The sequence below is a fragment of the Pseudarthrobacter sp. rb genome (genome assembly GCF_056389225.1).
The window spans coordinates 457,511-479,353 of sequence record NZ_JBWJAR010000002.1 but is presented as its reverse complement, the minus strand read 5'-3'; the positions used below and the strand labels follow the sequence as shown (position 1 = coordinate 479,353).

The following is a 21,843-nucleotide window of genomic DNA, read 5'->3' as shown; positions in this document are numbered from 1 at the left end:
GGGTGGAAACCGACACGGGGTGCCGCGCAGAAGGCCGGCTGAGATCCAGACCCGTTGAACCTGTCCGGCTAGTACCGGCGAAGGGATGTCTCTTGTCTTCGACCCTTTCCGTGCCCCTGCCTGCTGCCTCCGGCGTTCCGACCGCGCTGCCCCTGGGCCGGGACGTCCCGCGGGTCCTCTCGATCGCGGGCTCCGACCCGTCCGGTGGCGCCGGCATCCAGGCCGACCTCAAAAGCATTGCTGCCCACGGCGGATATGGCATGGCTGCCATCACCGCCCTGACGGCACAGAATACCCGTGGCGTGCAGGCTGTCCACGTTCCTCCGGCCGCTTTCCTGGCCGAACAACTGGACGCGGTCAGCGACGATATTTCCATCGACGCGGTCAAGATCGGCATGCTGGGCGACGAGAGCGTCATCCGCACTGTCCGGCAATGGCTGGAGAAGGTCCGCCCCGCCGTCGTGGTCCTCGACCCGGTGATGGTGGCCACCAGTGGTGACCGGCTGCTGAAGGAATCCGCTGAGGCTGCCCTCCGCGAACTGCTGCCGCTGGCGCACCTCATCACTCCCAACCTCCCGGAGCTTGCCATGCTGGTGGGCGGGGAGCCTGCCGGGACCTGGACGGCGGCGCTGGACCAGGGGAGGCGCCTTGCCGATGCCACCGGGGCCACCGTGCTGGTCAAGGGTGGCCACCTCGCAGGTGCAGACTGCCCGGACGCGCTGGTCAACACGGCCGGCCTCATGTCGCAGGAAGTGGTGGAAGTGCACGGCAAACGAATTTCCACCCGCAACAGCCACGGCACCGGCTGCTCCCTGTCCTCCGCGATGGCCACCGTCCAGGCACGCCTTGGCGACTGGGAGGCATCGCTCCTGACGGTCAAGCCATGGCTGGCCGGCGCCCTTGAGAACTCGGAGCAGCTCGAGGTGGGCCGGGGAAACGGCCCCGTGCACCATTTCCACCATGTGCGGCCGGCCCTCGCGGAAGGCGCCTTCGCTGCCCGGCTGTGGACGGAAGCGCAGCAGGACCTGACGGACATCTACGCCCTGGACTTCATCCGCGGCCTGGCCTCCGGAGACCTTGCCGAGAAGGACTTTGCCTACTACCTGGCGCAGGACGCCCTGTACCTGAACGGCTACTCCCGGGTCCTCGCCCGGGCGAGTGCCCTGGCCCCGTCCGAAGCGGAGCAGCTGTTCTGGGCGGGATCCTCGCAGCAGTGCCTGGAAGTGGAGTCGGAGCTGCACCGCTCATGGCTCAGCACCCGCCCTGCCCAGGGCGGACTTGGCCCCGTCACCAAGGCGTATGTTGACCACCTCACCGCAGCGTCGGCGTCGGGCAGTTACGCCGTCCTGGCCGCCGCAGTCCTGCCCTGTTTCTGGCTCTACGCCGAGGTCGGGGAAAAGCTGCACGCCCAGTTCCTTGCCTCGGGAGAGCCCGACGGCCACGCCTACGCGGCCTGGCTCCGGACCTACGCCGACGAGGGCTTCGCCGAAGCCACCCGGCGGGCCATCGCCATTGTGGACGCGGCGGGGCGGAAGGCCTCCGACCACGAACGGGCGGCGATGGTGACCGCGTTCAAGCAGTCCTGCCGCCTGGAAGTGGAATTCTTCGACGCGCCGAGGCTGCATTCCTGACCCCTTCGGGCAGCACCGCCGCTATTATGGAGGGGCATGGTTGCGGTGCAGCTTGTCGGGGTGTGGTTACTACCACAGCCGGGCCGCCGGAACCAGCCTCATTTGCGGCCGTAGATGGATTTAGCGTATTCTGGATCTTCGGTGCTTACGCCAACACTTGGGTTATGACCCCACGGCGTTGAGGCACAGCGAGAATCCTGGCTTTTCCGAGTCGGTTCCGCACGCAAATTTTGTAATAAACGTCGAGAGAAGTGAGTTCCCAAGTGGTGTACGCGATTGTCCGCGCAGGCGGCCGCCAAGAGAAGGTTTCCGTTGGAGACTTCGTTACCCTGAACCGCGTCGCCGGTGGAGCCGGCAGCACCATCGAGCTGCCCGCACTGCTCCTGGTTGATGGTGACAAGGTCACCTCCGCCGCCGCTGACCTGGCCAAGGTAACTGTTACGGCTGAAATCCTCCAGGACCTGCGTGGTCCTAAGATTGTCATCCAGAAGTTCAAGAACAAGACCGGCTACAAGAAGCGCCAGGGTCACCGCCAGGAACTGACCAAGGTCAAGATCACCGGCATCAAGTAACCACCGGTTACTGTTCAGGTATTTCAACAGATTCCCCAGAATTTAGAGGCAGGCATTTCAGATGGCACATAAAAAGGGCGCGAGCTCCACTCGCAACGGTCGCGATTCCAACGCTCAGTACCTCGGCGTCAAGCGCTTCGGCGGCCAGGTTGTTTCCGCAGGCGAGATCATCGTCCGCCAGCGTGGCACCCACTTCCACCCGGGCGCCGGCGTTGGCCGTGGCGGGGATGACACCCTGTTCGCACTGACCCCGGGCGCCGTTGAATTCGGCACCCGCCGCGGTCGTCGCGTGGTCAACATCGTTGCTGCTGCAGCTGCAGAGTAACAACCAGTTCTGAAGCGGTGGAGCGGGCCTGAGGGTCCGCTCCACTGTTCTTTTAACAGCATTACAATCGTTGTGGCGTCCCCGGGCGCCATATAAACAGCACCTGAGGAGATCCACGTGGCCAGCTTTGTAGACCGGGTAGTACTGCATGTATCCGGCGGAACCGGCGGCCATGGTTGCGTCTCCGTCCACCGCGAGAAGTTCAAGCCGCTCGGCGGCCCCGACGGCGGCAACGGCGGCAATGGCGGTGACGTGATCCTTCGCGTGGACCACCAGACCACCACCCTCCTCGATTACCACCACGCACCGCACCGGCACGCCAGCAACGGCGGTCCCGGCATGGGCGACTGGCGCGGCGGCAAGAACGGCGAGACGCTGGTCCTGCCCGTGCCGGACGGCACCGTGGTCAAGACCAAGGACGGCGAAGTCCTGGCAGACCTCGTTGGTGAAGGTACCGAATTCGTGGCAGCCGCCGGCGGCCTGGGCGGACTTGGCAACGCGGCCCTGTCCTCACAGAAGCGCCGCGCACCCGGTTTCGCGTTGCTGGGCATCGAGGGCGACTCCCGGGACGTTGTCCTTGAACTGAAGTCCATTGCCGATATCGCGCTGGTGGGCTTCCCGTCTGCCGGCAAGTCCAGCCTCATCGCGGCCATGTCCGCTGCCCGGCCCAAGATCGCCGACTACCCGTTCACCACCCTGGTTCCCAACCTGGGCGTGGTGCAGGCCGGCGATGTGCGGTTCACCATTGCCGATGTTCCCGGCCTTATCGAAGGCGCCAGCGAAGGACGTGGCCTGGGCCACAAGTTCCTGCGTCACGTTGAGCGCTGCGCCGCCCTGGTCCACGTCCTTGACTGCGGCACCCTGGAGTCTGACCGTGACCCGCTCACGGACCTCGCCATCATCGAAGGTGAGCTGGAGAAGTACGCCGTCGACATGAGCTATGCGGGCCAGGACGGCGAAGTGGTTCCCCTGAACCACCGCCCGCGGCTGGTCGCGCTGAACAAGGTGGACCTGCCCGACGGCAAGGACATGGCGGAATTCGTGCGCCCTGAGCTCGAGTCGCGCGGCTACCGCGTCTTCGAAGTGTCCGCCACCAGCCACGAGGGCCTGCGCCAGCTCGGCTTCGCCATGGCGGAAATCGTCAAGGCCGCCCGTGACGCCATAGCGGCTGCCCCGCCCAAGGTGCAGCCTGCCGTGCTGCGCCCGCGCGCCGTCAATGAAGCCGGGTTCAAGATCCGGCGCGAGGAAAAGAACCTGGAGCCGCTGTTCCGCGTCCTGGGCGAAAAGCCCGAGCGCTGGGTCAAGCAGACCGACTTCACCAACGAAGAGGCCATCGGCTACCTGGCGGACCGGCTCGCCCGGCTCGGCGTGGAAACCGAACTGTTCAAGCAGGGCGCCAAGCCGGGTGACACGGTGGTTATCGGTGACGATGACGGCGTCGTCTTCGACTGGGAACCCACCATGATGGCGGGGGCTGAGCTGCTGGCCTCGCCGCGCGGCACCGACGTCCGGTTCGCCGATATCGGCGACCGCCCCACCCGCAGCCAGAAGCGCGAAGAGCAGCAGGAGCGCCGCGATGCCAAGGCTGCCGCCCGCGCCGAGCTTGAGGCGGAGCGCAAGGCCGGCATCTGGACCGAGTCCGTCAGTGGCCGCCGTGCCGCCCAACCCGTCAAGGAAAGCGGACTGGAAGCGGACGATGACCTCTAGGGGCATGACTGCCGTACCGGCCGGCCGTGCCGCGGACAGAAGCGCGCTGGCCGGCGCCCGCCGGATCGTGGTCAAGGTGGGCTCCTCTTCCCTGACCAGCATCAAGGGCGGCATCTCGGAGGAATCGCTGACTGCCCTGGCTGACGCGCTGGCAGCCAAGCGCAACGCAGGCGCCGAAATCATCCTGGTGTCCTCCGGTGCGATCGCTGCGGGGCTGGCTCCCCTCGGGCTGGCCAAGCGTCCCCGTGACCTGGCTACCCAGCAGGCCGCGGCCAGCGTGGGCCAGGGGCTCCTGATGGCCCGGTACACCCAGGCATTCGGTGCACACGGCGTCACCGTGAGCCAGGTCCTGCTGACGGCAGAAGACCTGATGCGGCGCAGCCAGCACACCAATGCCCTCCGCGCCATGGACCGGCTGCTGAACCTCGGAGTAGTCCCCGTGGTCAACGAAAACGACACCGTGGCCACCCACGAGATCCGCTTTGGCGACAACGACCGGCTCGCAGCCCTGGTGGCGCACCTGGTGCGCGCCGATGCGCTCGTGCTGCTGTCCGACGTCGACTCCCTCTACGACGGTCCGCCCGCCCAGGGTGCCAAGCGCATCCCGCTGGTCACCGGCGCGCACGACCTCGAGGGCGTGTCCATCGGCAAAGCGGGCAAGGCCGGCGTGGGCACCGGGGGCATGATGACCAAAGTGGAAGCTGCCAGCATGGCGGCAGGATCGGGCATCCACGCCCTGGTGACCTCCACGCCCAATGCTGCCGCAGCCTTGAACGGCGAGGACGTGGGCACGTGGTTCTCCGTCAACGGCTCCCGCAAACCGGTCCGCCTCCTTTGGCTGGCACACGTTGCCTCGGTGCAGGGCCGGCTGGTTCTGGACGACGGTGCGGTCCGCGCCGTGCGGCACCACCGCACGTCCCTCCTGCCGGCGGGCATCTCCGCGGTGCACGGCGACTTTGAAGCGGGCGACGCCGTCGAGCTGGCCGGAGCCGACGGCACCGTCGTTGCGCGCGGGCTGGTGAATTACTCATCGGAGGAACTGCCGCGGATGCTGGGGCGGTCCACGCACGAGCTGGGCGAGGCACTGGGCAGCGGCTATGACCGTGAAGTTGTTCATGTTGACGACCTGGTGCTGGTCTGAGCTGCCGCCTCGCCTAAACTTGGATCATGACTGAAGCCCTGATCCATACTGCTGAAAATTCCGGAACCACTGCTCCGCAGGCGCAGCCGGGTCCCTCAGCAGAACCGGCATTGGCTGAGGTGCCCGTTTCGGGTGCGGACGTGTCCGCCGCTGAAGTGGAGGCGGCTGTCCACGCCATCACGGACCGGTCCCGCCACGCCGCCCGCAGGATGGCCACCGCCAACCGGGCCTGGAAAGACCGCGCCCTCCGGGCCGTGGGCGCCGCCTTGCAGGAGAACGTCCCGGCCATTCTCGCCGCCAACGCGATGGACGTGCAGCGGGGCAAGTCCAACGGCACCTCCGCCGCCCTCCTGGACCGGCTTACCCTTACCGAAACGCGTGTAGCCGGGCTCGTGGCCGCCCTCGAGAACCTGGCCAACCTCCCGGACCCCGTGGGCAACGTGGTGCGCGGGCAGACGCTCCCCAACGGGCTGCGCCTCCGCCAGGTCAACGTTCCCATGGGCGTGGTGGCAGCCATCTACGAGGCACGGCCCAACGTCACCGTTGACATCGCAGGGCTTGCCCTCAAGAGCGGAAACGCCGTGATCCTCCGCGGCGGCAGCGCAGCAGAAGCCACCAACCAGGTACTGGTACGGATTCTGCGCGAGGCCCTGGAATCCGTGGGCCTGCCCGCTGACGCAGTCCAGACGGTGGACCAGTACGGCCGTGCAGGCGCCGCCGTCCTGATGAAGGCCCGGGGCAGGGTGGATGTCCTGATTCCCCGCGGCGGCCGGGACCTGATCCAGACCGTGGTCACCAACTCCGCCGTGCCGGTCATCGAAACGGGAGAGGGGAACGTCCACATCTTCATTGATGAGTCCGCCGACGAGAACATGGCCGTGGAGATCCTGCTCAACGCCAAGACGCAGCGGCCCAGTGTCTGCAATACCGTGGAGACACTGTTGGTCCACTCGGGCTCAACCGTCTTGCCCGCCGTCGCTGCAGCCCTGCGCAGCGCCGGTGTCCGGCTCCACGTGGACGGGCGCATCAGCGCCGCGCTGCCTCCCGCCATCGAAACCCAGCCGGCGACGGACGTGGACTGGGGAACCGAGTATATGGACCTGGACCTGGCTGTGGCCATGGTGGACAGCCTGGACGAAGCCGTCCAGCACATCCGGACCTGGTCCACCGGACACACGGAAGCGATCCTCACCAACAGCCTTGCCAACGCCGAGCGCTTCATCGCTGAGGTTGACTCCGCTGCCGTGATCGTCAACGCCTCCACCCGGTTTACCGACGGCGGGGAGCTGGGCCTGGGTGCCGAGGTGGGCATCTCCACGCAGAAGCTGCACGCCCGCGGCCCCATGGGCCTGACCGAGCTCACCACCACGAAGTGGATCGTCCAGGGCGAAGGCCAGGTCCGCGGGTAGCAACGCGGTAACATAGACCAGAACCCGGAAGGCAGTGGAAAGTTCCGCTGCCTCTAAATCCTTGAACAAAGGGAGAAAATGCTGCTCCAGCAGATTGCCACGTCCGTCGCCGCCGCCGGTGAATCAGGCCATGAGGAGCTTGCGCCGCTGTGGGCCGAGCCGTGGGTCTTTGGCGTATCCATGTTCGCCATCCTGGTCGTGCTGATGCTCATCGCCTGGTCCTACAACAACCTCGGCAACCGGCACGCCGCCACGGAGGAGCACGCGGATCCGCACCGCCAGCACCCCAACAAGCACGATCGCGGGCAGGGCCACTAAGATTTCCCACAACCTGCAACGCAATGGGGCCCGGGGGAGGCTGCGGCTGGGCGTGATGGGCGGAACCTTCGATCCCATCCACCACGGCCACCTTGTGGCTGCCAGCGAAGTCGCGGCGGAGTTCGACCTCGACGAGGTGGTCTTCGTCCCCACCGGGCAGCCATGGCAAAAGTCCCATAAACAGGTCAGCGAGCCCGAGCACCGCTACCTGATGACCGTCATCGCCACGGCGTCCAATCCGCGCTTCACCGTCAGCCGTGTCGATGTTGACCGCCCGGGTCCCACTTACACCATCGACACCCTCCGCGACCTGAGGGCCCAGCGCCCCGACGCCGACCTGTTCTTCATCACCGGCGCGGACGCCCTGGCGCAGATCCTGTCCTGGAAGGACATCGACGAACTGTGGTCGCTGGCGCACTTCGTGGGCGTCACCCGGCCCGGCCATGTCCTTGACGGCATGGGCCGTGACGATGTCAGCCTGCTCGAAGTGCCCGCCATGGCCATTTCGTCGACGGACTGCCGTGCCCGCGTGGCCGCGAATAACCCGGTCTGGTACCTGGTCCCGGACGGGGTAGTCCAGTACATCGCCAAGTACGGCCTGTATTCCGACGCACCCGCAGGCGCGGATGACCCAACTTCCGAAGCACGCGAACCAGCCAGTACTGAATGAGTTCTCAATGAGTCAGGAACAGCCCCCAATCCGCAGCCGCCGGGAACTCCGGAAGGCCAGGGACGCCCAACAGGCTGCCCTGCCGGCCACGGAGCAGCGCCCGCCTGCCGCGAACCGGCCGGCTGACAGCGCGCCCTCACGGGACGGCCAGGATCCGGCCGCCCGTCCCGGTCCCGCCGGGGGAGCCGCCCCTGCAGCGCGCCCGCAGGCAGCCCCGGACCCCACGGCCACGCAGCGGTCCTCCCAGATCCGGGCCCGCGACCGCGCCGCGCTGCGCACCATCAAGGAGCTTGAGGAAAAGGAAGGGCAGCTTGCCGCGGGCGGGCCGCCTACCCGGCGCCAGCTGCGGTTGCAGCAACTCAAAGAGCAGGCGCTGACTGCAGCCAATCCCATCGTTCCGCCCGCCGCCGCTCCGGCCCCGAAAGCCGCGCCTCCACGTGAAGGTGGCGTGGTGGGGAAGAAGACGGACGAGGTAAAGACTGCGCCCGGAACCGCCCCGGAGGGCATGACGGTGGAACAGGCCCTGGAGGCGCGCGCACTCATCGCCGCGCAGGCCAGGAACCAGATCGCCAAGATGGAGCACATTGCCTCCCTGGATCCGGAAGTCGTGGATCCCGAAATCCTGGCGGAACAGATTGCGCTTGCCGAACGGGCCGCGGTTATGAACCGCCGCGCCATGGCGCGGCAGAAGCTTGCCGAACAGGCCGGCAGCCCCACCGCCCCCGGCAGCCCCGCTGCCCCGGGCAGGGATTCCGCACCCAAGGACAAGCCCGGTCCGTCCACCGCCAACAACCTGGCCATGGTGACGCCGCTGGAGTTCGTCCAGGTGCCCGGCGTCGACCGGCCGGTCATGAAGCCGCCGGCCACCTCCCATGTCCCGGTCACCACCCGGCCCGGAACCAAGGTCCCCGGGACCAAAGTCCCCGGCGCCGGAAAACGGCGGCCTGCTCCCCGGCCCAAGGCACCCGCCCCGGACTCCGCGACCGGCCGCTCCCAGGTCATCGCGCGCGCCGAGGCAGCCGCCAAAGCCGCCAGCCGTCCCCAACCGGTATCGTCTCCCGAAGTCCAGTCGGAGGACCTCTTCGAGGACCTTCCCCGGGTTCCTGCCCGGTCCGCTTACGGACTGGATCCCCTGGATGCCGCCACCGCGGGCCTGAGCCGGGCCCGCCGAAACCGGATCCTCCAGTTCTGCATCCTCGCGTTCGGGATCCTGGCCCTCGTCGCCGGCATCATCCTGATCGTCAGCGGCATGTCCCGCTGACCCGCCGGCGGCATCAACACTTAACCCAAACAAGGAGTCCCGTGACTGCAACAGAATCGTCCATCGCCATAGCCCGTACGGCTGCCAAAGCTGCCGCGGACAAGATCGCCCAGGACATCGTCGCCATGGATGTGAGCGAACGCCTGGCCCTCGCTGATGTCTTCCTCATCGCGTCGGCGCCCAGCGAACGCCAGGTCAACGCCATCGTGGACGGCATCGAGGAAGAACTCGCCAAGCAGGACCTTCGCCCGGTCCGCCGCGAGGGCAGGTCCGGCGGCCGCTGGGTCCTGCTGGATTACGCCGACGTCGTGATCCATGTCCAGCACGAGGAAGACCGGGTCTTCTACGCCCTGGAACGCCTCTGGAAGGACTGCCCCGTAGTGGACCTGCAGCTCGGCGATGACTCGTCCGCCAAAGCCGCTGCGGTTTCCGACAGCGAGTAGCCTCCGCCCGGCAGTGAATATTCCCGATTTGGAATTTTCGGAATTGCTGTTCTAAGATATTTGAGTTGCTTCGGGGGAGACCCCGGGGAAAGCAGCACAGAGCAGCAACAATCCGGGGCTGTGGCGCAGCTGGTAGCGCACCTGCATGGCATGCAGGGGGTCAGGGGTTCGAGTCCCCTCAGCTCCACCGGTAAGTCCGCCGGAACCACTTTGGTTCCGGCGGACTTTTTTGTGCCCGCAGCCCGGATGCTCCGGATTGCACCGGCATCCGGACTTGGCACCCGCGCGTTCCCTGGTGGTTTGTCCAGGAACGGGTGCGTTCAGGGCCTGGGCAGCGGCAGTTGACGGCCCGATTGGCGTCCAGCGGAAAAGTGCATTACTCTGGTCAGGTTGCTCCGGGGAATTCGACCGGAAAAGACAAGAGTACGGGGCTGTGGCGCAGCTGGTAGCGCACCTGCATGGCATGCAGGGGGTCAGGGGTTCGAGTCCCCTCAGCTCCACCGATACACCGGAAAAGGGAACCATCACCACGTGATGGTTCCCTTTTTTGTTGCCACTGGCAACCGATAGTGGCCCTAACCCTTCCGGCGCAGGTCAAAGCGCGGTACAACTGTGATTGAGGGCACATCGTCCCGCCTCCGGACTGCTTTCATCCAAGGCGGCGGCCGCGGGACGGGCTGACGAGGAGGTCGCAGATGTCCCACGCAGACGGCTACAGGCCGGACGGCGAAGCCTTTCCCGAAGAATCCCGCCTGACGCGGGACACCGCCATCCGGGGGCCGGCCAGGCCCGCTCCCTACATAGGCGCCGGCATCCTGCTGGCCGCCGCCATTCTCTTTCCCCTGATGCCGCAACTCTACGCTTTTGACGCGCCGCGGCTGGGCGGGATGCCGTTCTTCTACTGGTACCAGCTGCTGTGGGTGCCGGTCTCTGCGATCCTGACCGGGAGCGCGTACTGGCTGGTCACCAGGGAGGACCGACGACGGCGGGCCGAGGCGCGTGCAGGTGGCCCGCCCCAGGCAGGCACTGCCTCCGCCGGGGCCGGTTTGGGAGGGGACCGGCCATGAATACACGGGAGATCAACTGGACAGCCCTGATCATTGTGGTGCTGCTCTTCGTCATCGTGGCCGTGATGGGCTTTCTGGCCGCCAAGTGGCGCCGCAGCACCGAAGTGGAGGGGCTGCACAGCCTGGACGAGTGGGGCCTGGGCGGCCGTGGCTTCGGTACCTGGATCACCTGGTTCCTTTTGGGCGGGGACCTCTACACCGCCTACACCTTCGTGGCAGTGCCGGCGGCAATGTGGGCCACCGGCGCAGTGAGCGGCTTCTTCGCCGTGCCCTACACGATCGTCCTGTATCCGATCATCTTCATCATCATGAGCCGGTTGTGGTCCGTCTCGCACCGCCATGGCTACGTCACCTCGGCGGACTTCGTGGGGGGCCGCTACGGCAGCCGCTGGCTCTCCTTGGCCGTCGCCGTCACCGGGATCGTGGCCACCATGCCCTACATCGCGCTGCAACTGGTGGGCATCAAGGCGGTGCTCACCGTGCTTGGTTTGGGAAGCTCCGGCAATGTCCTGCTGACCGACCTGCCGCTGATCCTCGCCTTCGTGGTCCTGGCCGCCTACACCTACACCTCGGGCCTGCGCGCCCCGGCGATGATCGCCGTCGTCAAGGACCTGCTGATCTACCTCGCCGTCATTGTGGCCGTCATCTACCTGCCCATCAAGTTCGGCGGCTGGGACGGCATTTTTGGCGCAGCCCAGACCAAACTGGGAACGGTGAACCAGGCCACGGGCAAGCCGGCAGGTGTCTTTGTCCCCGGCGCGGCAAACTACTCCGCCTACTGGTCCCTGGCACTGGGCTCGGCCATGGCGCTGTTCATGTACCCGCACTCGGTGACGGCGGTGCTGGCCTCAAAGGCCCGCAACACCATCCGCCGCAACGCCGCCATCCTGCCGCTGTACTCGCTGATGCTGGGCTTCCTGGCACTGCTGGGATTCGTGGCCATCAAGGCGGGTACCAAGCCGATCGACCTGGACGGATCGGTCAATCCGCAGCTGGTGGTTCCGCAGCTGTTCCTCGACCACTTCCCGGCCTGGTTTGCCGGCATCGCACTGGCTGCGATCGCCATCGGGGCCCTGGTACCGGCGGCGATCATGTCCATTGCCGCCGCGAACATGTTCACCCGGAACATCTACCGCGACTTCATCCGCCCGGACGTCGATCCAAAGACCGAGGCGAAGGTGTCCAAGATCGTCTCCCTGGTGGTGAAGGTGGGCGCCCTGGTTTTCGTGATCGCCATGGACCAGTCGGCGGCCATCAACATGCAGCTGCTGGGCGGCATCTGGATCCTGCAGACCTTCCCCGCCGTGGTGGCCGGGCTCTACACCCGGTGGTTTGACCGCTGGGCCCTCCTGGTCGGCTGGGCGGTGGGCATCATCTTCGGTACCGTCTCCGCCTACAACGTGGTCAACCCGGTGACCAAGGCGCACTTCGGCGGGTCGGTGGCGCCCATCCCCGGCACCGACTTCAGCGTCTACATTGCTGTGTCGGCGTTCGCGCTGAACCTGGTGGTCGCCGCCGTGCTGACCCTGGTGATGCGGGCCCTCAAGGTCCGTACCGGCGAAGACCTCACCCGGCCCACGGACTACGACGCAGACGAAACGGATCCGAAAGTGGTGCAGATCGAAAAGACCCAGCATTTCACCCAGCCTGGCGGGCCTTCCCCGGTGGCCTAGCCGAAACGAGGCCTGACCCTGGGGTCACCAAGCCGCCCTCCCTGCCGGGTTACGTCCCGGCAGGAGGGCGCTTTCGTCACAGCAACCGCTCTCGTCACAGCCAGGAAGTGCGGCGCAACGGCGGTTCCTCCCCGCCCGGCCGGCGGACCAGGACCTGGTTGACTCCGGTGAGTCCGTTTTCGAAGCCAATGGCGCTGGCTGCCATGTACAGCCGCCACACCCGCGCGCGCCCCTCACCGGCCAGCTGCACCGCTTCCGCCCAGTTCTGCTCCAGCCGCCTGACCCAGGCCCGGAGGGTCAGTGCGTAGTGGGGCCGCAGGGCCTCCACGTCGAGGACTTCGAACCGGGCAGTTTCCAGGGCGGACACCATCTCGCCGAGGCTGATCATTTCGCCGTCCGGGAAGACGTACCGGGGGATGAACGAGTCGGGATCGGGGGCGGTGGGGCCGGCGTTCCAGGAGATGGCGTGGTTCAGCAGCCGTCCACCCGGGCGCAGCAGCCCGAAGAGCGCGGCGGCGTACTCAGGGGTCTGGGCCCGTCCCACGTGCTCTGACATGCCAATGGAACTGATGGCGTCGTACGGCCCGTCCTGCACGTCGCGGTAATCCTGGACCCGGATTTCGACGCTGTCCGTGAGGCCGGCGTCTGCTGCACGCTTACGCGCCAGGGTGGCCTGCTCCGTTGACAGCGTCACGCCCACCACCGTGGCGCCGTACCTGGCTGCCGCGTGGAGAGCGAAGCTGCCCCATCCGCATCCCACGTCGAGGACCCGCATTCCGGGCTGGAGGCCAAGCTTGCGGCAGACAAGGTCCAGCTTGGCCTCCTGCGCTGCGTCGAGGACATCACCCGCGCCATCATCCAGGCCATCATCCGGCCCGGCCTCCGGTTGCAGCCCCGACCCGGCAGCCGGGCCCCCGGTGGCAGGCCCGTCCGGCCACACGGCGCAGGAATAGACCATGGACGGTCCCAACACCAGGGCATAGAAGTCGTTGCCGACGTCGTAATGATGCGAGATGGCGGCCGAATCCCGCCGCCGGGAATGCATCCTGCCCTTCTTCGCGACACGCGCCTCCTCGGGCGGCGGAGCAGGGTTGGGTCCAATGGCGCCAAGCCGGACTGCGGTGCGCAGCAGCAGCCAGAGCTCACCGGCGGACAGCGGCCGGAACGGACCGGGCTCCGCGAACTTGCCCGCCGAACTCAACGCCGTGAAGGCCGCGAAGATGTCACCGGGGGCCTCGATGTCGCCTGCCACGTACGCCCGGCTCAGTCCCAGCTGCCCCGGTGACCAGAGCATGCGCCGCAATGCCTTTCGGGACTTGAACTCCAGCACCGGCGCGTCCGGCGGCCCGGCTTCCGAGCCGTCCCACGCCCGCAACCGAAGGGGTATCTGTCCGGTCCCCAAAACCACTCCCAGGGCCTTTTCCAGCCGGGCGGCGTGCCCAGTGGTTCCGGTTCCCGCTGATGCTGCTTCAGTGTCCATGCGCCCACCCTACGGCCGGGCTGCCCTCCACGACTATCATGGGGGAGTGATTCCTGACCCAACCGATGTGGTGGTCATCGGGGCGGGCCAGGCAGGCCTGTCGGCCGCGTACCACCTGCAGCGCCGGGGGCTGGACTATGCCGTGCTCGACGCCGAGGAAGGTCCCGGGGGTGCGTGGCGGCACCGCTGGAAGAGCCTGCGCATGGGCACAGTCAATGGGATCAGTGACCTGCCCGGCATCGCCAAACCCGACGTGGACCCTGCGGAACCCAGCTCCGACTTCCTGACCCGCTATTTCGGGGCCTATGAGGCTGAGTTGGGCCTTACCGTCCACAGGCCCGTCAAGGTCCGGGCCGTCAGGCGCGAAGACGGCGATCCGGCGGGGCGGCTGCGGATCGAAACGTCCGACGGCGTCTGGAGCGCCAAGGCACTCATTAATGCCACGGGCACGTGGACCCGTCCGTTCTGGCCCATTTATCCGGGTCAGTCAACGTTCCGCGGCAGCCAGCTGCACGTGGCCGACTACGTCTCAGCGGAGGAGTTCCGCGGCCGGCACGTGATTGTGGTGGGCGGGGGCATCTCCGCCGTGGGGCTGTTGGAGGAAATATCGCGCGCCACCACCACCAGTTGGTTCACGCGCAGGGAACCGGTCTGGCGCGACGCTGAGTTTGATGCCAGGGCAGGCCACGACGCCGTGGCGCTTGTGGAGGAGCGGGTCCGCCAGGGGCTTCCGCCGCAAAGCGTTGTCTCGGTGACGGGCCTTATCTGGACGCCCGCGCTGCGAGCAGCCAGGGAGCGGGGCGCCCTGAACCGGCAGCCGATGTTCACCTCCATCGAACCCGAGGGCGTCCGCCGGGCCGATGGCAGCCTGCTGAGGGCCGACGTCATCCTCTGGGCCACCGGCTTCAGGGCCGAACTGGAACACCTGGCGCCGCTTCACCTGCGGGGGCCGGGCGGCGGGATCGCCATGGACGGAACACAGGTGGCAGCCGAGCCGCGCGTCCACCTGGTGGGTTACGGCCCGTCGTCGTCCACCATTGGCGCCAACCGGGCGGGGCGCGCAGCAGTGGCTGCGATCCTGAAGCTGCCGGGCATTGCGGTGGCAGCGGAAACGGTAACGTTGGGGTGATGCCCCGGGGCCCGGGGCCGGCAAAAGCGACAAAAGGCGGCAGGACACCGGTGGCAGTAAACACCCTGGCGGACATCTTCGACGTGCTGCGCCGCCGGCCCGATGTCGAGGCACCCAACCTGCAGGCGTGGGACGCCACTGACAGGCTGCTGCTGGAGACTGCGGTGCAGCTTGGGCGGGCAGGCACTGCCGTGGCCGTCATCGGGGACCGTTACGGGGCGCTGACGCTCGGCGCCTCCGAACTGCTTGCCCCGGACTCGCTGCGCGTACACCAGGACCTGGTCACCGGGGAACGGGCGCTGCGGCTTAATGCGGCCGAACTGTCAGCCAGGCGTGAGGCTGCCGGGCTTCCGGCGGACAACGCCGGGTCCGGTTTCGTGCAGCTGCCCCTGGGCCCCGAACTGCTGGCCGGAGCGGACACCGTCCTGCTGCAGCTCCCCAAGACCCTGGCGGAGCTCGAGGAGATCGCGTCCGCCGTGGCCAGGCACGCCGCACCGGACGTCCGCCTGCTGGCGGGTGGCCGGGTGAAGCACATGTCACTGGGCATGAACGCGGTCCTTGAACGCTACTTCGTTTCCGTGCAGCCACAGCTCGCACGGCAAAAATCGCGGGTTCTCCTTGCTGCCGGCCCCAAGACCGCCACGGCCTCCCCGCGCTTTCCCGTGGTGGAGCACCTTGACGGGCTGGACCTGGATGTGGCTGCGCATGGCGCTGTTTTTGCCGGCGCCCGGCTGGACATCGGCACACGCTTCCTGCTGACGTTCCTGCCTGCCATGAAGCCGGCGCAGCACGCCGTCGATCTCGGTTGCGGCACCGGAATCCTCGCCGCGATGTATGCCAGGCAGTTCCCTTCCGCCGCCGTCACGGCAACGGACCAATCGGCGGCCGCCGTGCAGTCCGCGCTGGCCACCGCCCGCTTGAATGGTCTTGCGGACCGGATCACGGTGCTGCAGGACGATGCGCTCAGCACTTTCCCTGACGGCTCGTTGGATGCCGTACTCCTGAACCCGCCGTTCCACGTTGGTGCCGGTGTGCACGCCGGCGCAGGGCTCAAGATGATCGAAGCGGCGGGACGTGTCCTGGCTCCCGGTGGCGAGCTGTGGACGGTCTACAACCGCCACCTGGCCTACCTCGCGGCCCTGGAGCGGCACGTAGGACCCACGGTGGTGGAGGGCCGGAACCCGAAGTTCACGGTCACCCGCAGCACGCGCAGCTCCCGCTGACCCAATCCTCGGCTTCACCGGCCAAAACATCCGCCGCGCCGCTTCCTGTGCAGGTGGGCGCGGGCGCACGCTTAACGTACGATTCAAAGCATCACCACCGCCAGGTAGCCGAAGACGTTTAGGGGACACAGTGTCTGAGATCCGCCAATCCTCTCCGAGGCGCGGAACCAACTTGCCGAGGATGGGGGACTTCAACCTCACCGTCATCCTCGACGCAATCCGCAGGACGTCCGGGGGACTTAGCCGGGTGGAACTCGCCCAAATCGTTGGCCTGTCGCCCCAGACCATTTCGAACATTTCCCGCCGGCTGCTGGACCAGCACCTGATCGTTGAGGCAGGCAAGGAGGGCAGCGGCCCCGGCAAGCCGCGCACCATCCTGCGCCTTAACCCCGGTGGCATGTATGCCCTTGGGGTCCACCTGGACCCGGCCGTGACAACGTTCGTGGTGCTGGACCTCGTCGGAGCGGTGGTACGCCACTCACGGATCAAGACCCCCGGCGGAAACGATCCGGCCGCCGTCATTGCCACCATCGCTGCGGAGCTGGCCCAGCTCGTGGAGGATTCCGGCGTGGACCAGGGCCGCATCGCAGGACTCGGAGTGGCCGCTCCCGGCCCCATCGACCTGGACCACGGCACCGTGGTGGACCCGCCGCTGCTTCCCGGGTGGGACCGGGTGGAACTGCGGGACGCACTGGCGAAGGCCACCGGCTACTCCGTGCTGGTGGACAAGGATGTGACCAGCGCCGCCGTAGCGGAAACGTGGGCGGGCGGCCCCAGCGGTGCCGGCAGTTTCGTGTTCATGTACATGGGGACCGGCATCGGCTGCGGGATCGTCCTCAACGATGAAGTGGTCCGGGGGACGTCCGGCAACGCCGGCGAAATCGGCCACATCATCGTGGACCCGGGCGGACCCCTTTGCGACTGCGGGCAGCGCGGCTGCGTCAAATCCTCCGCCATTCCCCAGGTCCTGGTGGCGGAAGCAGTGGCCGCGGGAATCCTGGAGGGCGCGCAGGCCGGGAGCGCCGCAGAAATCCAGCAGAGCTTTTCCGAGCTCTGCGCCCGTGCGTACGCAGGGGACGAAGGTGCCGCGGCCATCCTGGACAAGTCTGCCGCCCTGGTGGCCCGGGCGGTCTCAGTGGTCACCAACACCCTGGATGTTGAACGGGTGGTCTTCGGCGGCCCGTTCTGGACCTGCCTGTCGCAGCGCTACCTCGAACTGGTCCCGCCGCTGCTGGACGCCAACAGCGCCACCCGCCTGATCCACCCCATCGACGTTGTGGGCACAGGGGTGGGGGAGGACGTGGGCGCCATCGGCGCAGCCTCGCTGGTCCTTGAACATACGCTCGCGCCCCGCGCCCAACGGCTGCTGCTGGAAAGCTGACCGCGACATGTTTCGCCGGGCATCCAAGACATTATCCGTGGTGGCCGCCGCGGTCATGGTCCTCGCAGCCTGCACGCCTGCCGATCCTTCGGGCGGAAACAGGACCATCAAGGTGGCATACCAGAAGACAGACTCGTTCACCGCACTGGACACCATGTTCCAGAACGCGAAGAAGGAGTTCGAAGCCGCAAACCAGGGCGTCACGATCGAACTGCAGCCCATCCAGGCCAATGACGACGACTACGGCACCAAGCTGGCCCTGGCACTGCGGTCGCCCTCCACCGCCCCGGACGTCTTCTACGAGGACACGTTCAAGGTCCGCTCCGATGTGGACGCCGGCTACCTCCTGAACCTCGACAGCCGCCTGTCCGGGTGGGGGGACTGGAACAAGTTTGACGCGGGCGCCAAGGAAGCGGGCAAAGCGGACGACGGCGGCACGTACGCGGTGCCGCTGGGCACCGACACGCGCGCCATCTGGTACAACAAGAAGGTTTTTGAGGCTGCCGGCATCGGCCTGCCGTGGCGCCCGTCCAGCTGGCAGGACATCCTGGACACCGCCAGGAAGATCAAAGCCTCCCAGCCGGATGTGATCCCCTTCAACATGTATGCCGGCAAGGGCACCGGTGAAGGAAGCGTGATGCAGGGGTTCTACGAGCTCCTGTACGGCACCGGGGCGGCCCTTTATGACCAGGATTCGAAAAAGTGGGTCGTTGGCTCGGCCGGCTTCAAGGATTCGCTGACCTTCCTCGACACCCTCTATGGGGAAAAGCTCGCAGTGCCCCCGGCCGAGGCGCTGGACCCGAACATCTGGAAAAAGGTGTTCGGCGAATGGTTCCCCAAGGCAAAACTTGGCGCAACCGTGGAAGGCTCCTACGCGCCGTCGTTCTGGCAGGACGGCGGAAGCTATGCCTGGCCGGGCTACGGGCAGGACATGGCAGTGGCCCCGTTCCCAACCCAGACCGGGGCCGCGCCCGGTGCAGTGAGCATGTCCGGAGGGTGGACGTTGGCCCTTGGCGCGGAAACCAAGCAGCCCGACCTCGCGTTCAATTTCCTGACTACCGCCCTGAACGCAAAGAACTCCCTGGCGTATACGGTGGACAGCTCGCAGATCGCCGTCCGTACCGACGTCGCATCCGACCCCGGCTACCAGTCGGCCAACCCGTTCGTGAAGGACGTGTCCAGCCTGGTCGCCGTCACCAAATACCGGCCCGCGACGTCCGACTATCCACGCATCTCCGCTGCCGTCCAGGAGGCCACCGAGGCCGTGATCACCGGCAGCAGGACGCCGGAGCAGGCGGCGGCGGACTATGACACGGCTGTGGCCGGCATTGTAGGCGGCGACAAAACCATCCGGAAGTAGCGGTGCCCGCCAGCCACCGCACACGGCACGTGCTCCGCTACCTGCCGGTACTGCCTGCCGTCGTGCTCCTGCTCGTGTTCCTCGCCGGCCCCGTGCTGTGGGCTTTCCACGCCTCACTCACCAACGCCGGGCTCACCGGCCGGCATGCCCGGAACCCCGAATGGGTGGGGCTGGACAACTACCAGCGGCTGCTGCAGGACCCCGTCCTTCCGCTTTCACTGGCCCTGACCGTCCTGTTCGTCGCCGGGTCGGCGATCCTGGGCCAGAACGTACTGGGGCTCGCCCTTGCGGTCCTGATGCGGCGTGCACGGCCTGTGGTCTCCGCAACCGTTGGGACCGCCGTCGTGGCCGCCTGGGTCCTGCCGGAGATCGTGGCGGCGTTCGCGGCCTACGCCTTCTTCAGCCGCGACGGGACACTCAACCAACTCCTCGGCCGCCTGGGGGTGCCGGAAACCGACTGGCTCTATACGGTTCCCATGGCGGCCGTGATCCTGGCCAACGTGTGGCGCGGGACCGCCTTTTCCATGCTGGTGTACCGGTCCGCACTCAGTGGGGTCCCCGGCGAGCTGACCGAGGCCGCGCAGATGGACGGGGCGGGCGCCTGGCAGCGGCTGGCGTTCATCACGCTGCCGGTGATCCGGAACAGCATTGCCACCAACCTGATGCTGGTCACGCTGCAGACACTCGCCGTCTTCACCCTGATTTGGGTCATGACCGCCGGGGGCCCTGCCAACGGCAGCACTACGCTGCCCGTCCTGGCCTACCAGCAAGCCTTCAAGTTCGGAGACATCGGTTACGGCACCGCCGTCGCCTCGGTCCTGATCCTCATCGGCGCCGTGTTCGGGGCGGCCTACCTCCGCCTCCTTAGGGAGCAGAGACCGTGACCGCCCGGAACGAACGTGCCCGCAGCACCTGGGCGGACGTGGCCCTGCTGCTGACCGGCGCCTGCTTCCTGCTGCCCCTGCTCTGGCTGGTCCTCGGTTCAGTGGACCCCGCCGCCGGACACGCGGTCAAGGTCCCGCAACAGCCCGGACTGGATAATTTCGCCGCCGTCCTCACTCCTGAACTGCTCTTCCGCCCGCTATGGAACAGCCTCCTGTTGTCCGCGGGTACCGGGCTGGTGACGCTGGCAGCGGCCGTGCTTGCCGCCTACCCCCTGTCCCGCTACCGGTCACGCTTCACTGCGCCCTTCATGTACGGCATCCTGTTCGGCACCTGCCTGCCCATCACGGCCATCATGGTGCCGGTCTACGGTCTGTTCGTGCAGCTCCGGCTGCTGGATTCCCTGCCGGCCACGGTGCTGTTCCTGGCCGCCACCAGCTTGCCCATGGCGATCTGGATGACCAGGAACTTCATGGACGCTGTACCGCTGGCGCTGGAGGAAGCAGCCTGGGTGGACGGCGCCTCCAGGCTCGCCGGCCTGCGTTCAATCGTGCTTCCCCTCATGGGCCCGGGCCTGGGCGTGGTGTTCATCTTCGTGTTCATCCAGGCCTGGGGGAACTTCTTCGTCCCGTTCGTGCTGCTGCTCTCCGAGGGCAGGCAGCCGGCAGCAGTATCGATCTTCAGCTTCTTCGGCCAGCACGGGGCAGTGGCGTACGGCCAGCTGGCCGCATTCTCAATCCTCTATTCGGTTCCGGTCCTGGCCCTGTACGCCATCGTGGCGCGCGGGTCCGGCAACTCGCTGGCCCTGTCGGGAGCTGTCAGGGGCTAATCGATGTCCTCAAGCACCACGCCGAACGGCAGGGTGTCGTCCAGGTGGGCCTGGTGGCCGGTGGGGTTGTTGACCACGCGGACGCCGTGCAGCTTTTCGGCCGCGGACTGCATCAGGACGGGCCTGACCGTGTCGATGACCATCTGGCTCTTGTCGGCGAGATATTCCTTGTAACTGGCTGGAAGCTCAATCATGGCAAAAGGATAGACCCGCGGACCCCTCATGGGGAGGGGTGCCCATTGCCGGTCTTGGGCTGCCGGGCTTGGATAGGATGGCGGGCGGGACACGGCCGGCCCGGACCGCGCGCCCAACACCGTCACCAGGGGGAAACCAGTGCTTTCGACCAGCGTGCCCGCACGAATCCAGCCTGCGGAGCTGGCCAGGGCGCAGCAAGTGGCCGCCAACATTTCACGAAGTTTCGACGCGAAGGTGGTGGGGCAGTCCCGGCTGCGGGAATCGCTTCTGGTGGGGCTGCTGACCGGCGGCCACATACTGCTGGAGAGCGTCCCGGGACTGGCCAAGACCACCGCCGCGCAGACCCTGGCCGACGCCGTCAGCGGTGAATTCCGCCGCATCCAGTGCACCCCGGACCTGCTGCCCAGCGACATCGTGGGAACCCAGATCTATGACGCCGCCAAGGGCAGCTTCCACACCCAGCTCGGCCCGGTCCACGCCAACATCGTGTTGCTGGATGAGATCAACCGCTCGAGCGCCAAGACCCAGAGCGCCATGCTCGAGGCGATGCAGGAACGCCAGACGTCCATTGGCGGACAGGACTACCGGCTGCCCTCCCCGTTCCTGGTACTGGCCACCCAGAACCCCATTGAGCAGGAGGGCACGTACCAGCTGCCTGAGGCCCAGATGGACCGTTTCATGCTCAAGGACGTCCTGGATTACCCCAGTCCCGCGGAAGAGGCCGAGATCATCCGCAGGATCGACGCCGGCGTCTATGCGCCCGAACAGAAACCCGCTGCGGCCGCCTCCCTGGATGCCGTCACCGAGATCCAGGAACTGGCCACCCGCATCTACATCGATCCGGCCGTCATCAACTACATCGTGGGGCTGGTGTACGTGACCCGGAACGCGTCCCAGTACATCGATGCCAGACTTGCCGGGTTCATCGAGTTCGGCGCCAGTCCCCGTGCCAGCATCGCCTTCAGCCGGGCAGCCCGTGCGGTGGCGCTGCTGAACGGCAGGGACCATGTCATCCCAGAGGACGTCAGGTCGTTGGCCCACAGGGTGCTGCGGCACCGGCTTATCCTGAACTTCGATGCGGTGGCCGAGCAGGTTCCCGTGGAATCGGTGATCGACGCCGTCGTGGCCGCCGTCCAGACTCCCTGAC

21 protein-coding genes, 2 tRNA genes and 1 riboswitch are annotated in these 21,843 nt (G+C 67.0%); of the genes, 21 read left to right on the top strand and 2 right to left on the bottom strand.

Annotated elements, in window-relative coordinates; all coding sequences use genetic code 11:
* Positions 1-5: 5 nt before the first annotated feature.
* A riboswitch (TPP riboswitch) is annotated at positions 6-103 on the top strand.
* Between the two features lie 7 nt (positions 104-110).
* The 14 genes from thiD (at position 111) to mctP (ending at position 12,217) form a co-directional block, all read left to right on the top strand.
* Complete coding sequence (gene thiD, locus ACWRN3_RS04970; RefSeq protein WP_364402957.1) at positions 111-1,631, top strand: bifunctional hydroxymethylpyrimidine kinase/phosphomethylpyrimidine kinase; 1,521 nt, start codon at positions 111-113, stop codon at positions 1,629-1,631.
* A 263-nt stretch (positions 1,632-1,894) separates the two neighbouring features.
* Positions 1,895-2,203 (top strand): 50S ribosomal protein L21, encoded by a 309-nt coding sequence (rplU, locus tag ACWRN3_RS04965; RefSeq protein WP_003803420.1) that lies wholly within the window; start codon positions 1,895-1,897, stop codon positions 2,201-2,203.
* Positions 2,204-2,264: 61 nt separating this feature from the next.
* Positions 2,265-2,528: a 50S ribosomal protein L27 gene (rpmA, locus tag ACWRN3_RS04960; RefSeq protein WP_009372867.1), complete on the top strand. Its 264-nt coding sequence runs from the start codon at positions 2,265-2,267 to the stop codon at positions 2,526-2,528.
* 117 nt (positions 2,529-2,645) lie between these two features.
* On the top strand, positions 2,646-4,235 hold the full coding sequence (obgE, locus tag ACWRN3_RS04955) for a GTPase ObgE (RefSeq protein WP_476740002.1): 1,590 nt from the start codon (positions 2,646-2,648) through the stop codon (positions 4,233-4,235).
* 4 nt (positions 4,236-4,239) lie between these two features.
* Positions 4,240-5,376, top strand: coding sequence for a glutamate 5-kinase (gene proB, locus ACWRN3_RS04950; protein ID WP_275180246.1), 1,137 nt, complete (start codon positions 4,240-4,242; stop codon positions 5,374-5,376).
* A gap of 26 nt (positions 5,377-5,402) precedes the next feature.
* Positions 5,403-6,785: a glutamate-5-semialdehyde dehydrogenase gene (locus tag ACWRN3_RS04945; protein WP_476740001.1), complete on the top strand. Its 1,383-nt coding sequence runs from the start codon at positions 5,403-5,405 to the stop codon at positions 6,783-6,785.
* 78 nt (positions 6,786-6,863) lie between these two features.
* Positions 6,864-7,103 (top strand): hypothetical protein, encoded by a 240-nt coding sequence (locus tag ACWRN3_RS04940; RefSeq protein ID WP_476740000.1) that lies wholly within the window; start codon positions 6,864-6,866, stop codon positions 7,101-7,103.
* A gap of 1 nt (position 7,104) precedes the next feature.
* Positions 7,105-7,773, top strand: a complete 669-nt coding sequence (gene nadD, locus ACWRN3_RS04935; RefSeq protein WP_370871783.1) for a nicotinate-nucleotide adenylyltransferase — start codon at positions 7,105-7,107, stop codon at positions 7,771-7,773.
* 7 nt (positions 7,774-7,780) lie between these two features.
* A complete protein-coding gene (locus tag ACWRN3_RS04930; RefSeq protein WP_476739999.1) occupies positions 7,781-9,034 on the top strand; it encodes a hypothetical protein in 1,254 nt (417 codons plus the stop codon).
* Positions 9,035-9,075: 41 nt separating this feature from the next.
* Positions 9,076-9,477, top strand: a complete 402-nt coding sequence (gene rsfS / locus ACWRN3_RS04925; protein ID WP_224026297.1) for a ribosome silencing factor — start codon at positions 9,076-9,078, stop codon at positions 9,475-9,477.
* 114 nt (positions 9,478-9,591) lie between these two features.
* Positions 9,592-9,664 (top strand) — tRNA-Ala (locus ACWRN3_RS04920).
* Positions 9,665-9,904: 240 nt separating this feature from the next.
* A tRNA-Ala gene (locus ACWRN3_RS04915) sits at positions 9,905-9,977 on the top strand.
* Between the two features lie 195 nt (positions 9,978-10,172).
* Positions 10,173-10,544 (top strand): DUF3311 domain-containing protein, encoded by a 372-nt coding sequence (locus tag ACWRN3_RS04910; protein ID WP_324642138.1) that lies wholly within the window; start codon positions 10,173-10,175, stop codon positions 10,542-10,544.
* Positions 10,541-12,217, top strand: a complete 1,677-nt coding sequence (gene mctP / locus ACWRN3_RS04905) for a monocarboxylate uptake permease MctP (protein WP_255172433.1) — start codon at positions 10,541-10,543, stop codon at positions 12,215-12,217. Before ACWRN3_RS04910 ends, mctP begins: the two co-directional genes overlap by 4 nt.
* A gap of 94 nt (positions 12,218-12,311) precedes the next feature.
* On the opposite strand, the gene ACWRN3_RS04900 is transcribed toward mctP, so the two are convergent.
* Positions 12,312-13,697, bottom strand: coding sequence for a class I SAM-dependent methyltransferase (locus ACWRN3_RS04900; RefSeq protein WP_476739998.1), 1,386 nt, complete (start codon positions 13,695-13,697; stop codon positions 12,312-12,314).
* A gap of 46 nt (positions 13,698-13,743) precedes the next feature.
* On the opposite strand from ACWRN3_RS04900, the gene ACWRN3_RS04895 reads away from it, so the two are divergent.
* The 6 genes from ACWRN3_RS04895 to ACWRN3_RS04870 all read left to right on the top strand — a co-directional run bounded on the left by ACWRN3_RS04895 (position 13,744) and on the right by ACWRN3_RS04870 (position 20,501).
* Positions 13,744-14,826: an FAD-dependent oxidoreductase gene (locus ACWRN3_RS04895; protein WP_255172432.1), complete on the top strand. Its 1,083-nt coding sequence runs from the start codon at positions 13,744-13,746 to the stop codon at positions 14,824-14,826.
* Between the two features lie 50 nt (positions 14,827-14,876).
* Positions 14,877-16,049, top strand: coding sequence for a class I SAM-dependent methyltransferase (locus tag ACWRN3_RS04890; RefSeq protein ID WP_255172431.1), 1,173 nt, complete (start codon positions 14,877-14,879; stop codon positions 16,047-16,049).
* Between the two features lie 181 nt (positions 16,050-16,230).
* Positions 16,231-17,430 (top strand): ROK family transcriptional regulator, encoded by a 1,200-nt coding sequence (locus tag ACWRN3_RS04885; protein ID WP_255172430.1) that lies wholly within the window; start codon positions 16,231-16,233, stop codon positions 17,428-17,430.
* 7 nt (positions 17,431-17,437) lie between these two features.
* Positions 17,438-18,790 (top strand): extracellular solute-binding protein, encoded by a 1,353-nt coding sequence (locus ACWRN3_RS04880; protein ID WP_324642135.1) that lies wholly within the window; start codon positions 17,438-17,440, stop codon positions 18,788-18,790.
* Positions 18,791-18,792: 2 nt separating this feature from the next.
* Positions 18,793-19,674: a carbohydrate ABC transporter permease gene (locus tag ACWRN3_RS04875; protein WP_255172428.1), complete on the top strand. Its 882-nt coding sequence runs from the start codon at positions 18,793-18,795 to the stop codon at positions 19,672-19,674.
* Entirely contained in the window at positions 19,671-20,501 is an 831-nt protein-coding gene (locus ACWRN3_RS04870) for a carbohydrate ABC transporter permease (protein WP_476739997.1), read from the top strand. The genes ACWRN3_RS04875 and ACWRN3_RS04870 overlap by 4 nt, the downstream gene beginning before the upstream one ends.
* Here the strand turns inward: ACWRN3_RS04870 and ACWRN3_RS04865 are convergent.
* Entirely contained in the window at positions 20,498-20,695 is a 198-nt protein-coding gene (locus tag ACWRN3_RS04865; protein WP_251046755.1) for a hypothetical protein, read from the bottom strand. The genes ACWRN3_RS04870 and ACWRN3_RS04865 overlap by 4 nt on opposite strands.
* A gap of 139 nt (positions 20,696-20,834) precedes the next feature.
* On the opposite strand from ACWRN3_RS04865, the gene ACWRN3_RS04860 reads away from it, so the two are divergent.
* Complete coding sequence (locus tag ACWRN3_RS04860; protein ID WP_255172425.1) at positions 20,835-21,842, top strand: AAA family ATPase; 1,008 nt, start codon at positions 20,835-20,837, stop codon at positions 21,840-21,842.
* Position 21,843 lies beyond the last annotated feature (1 nt).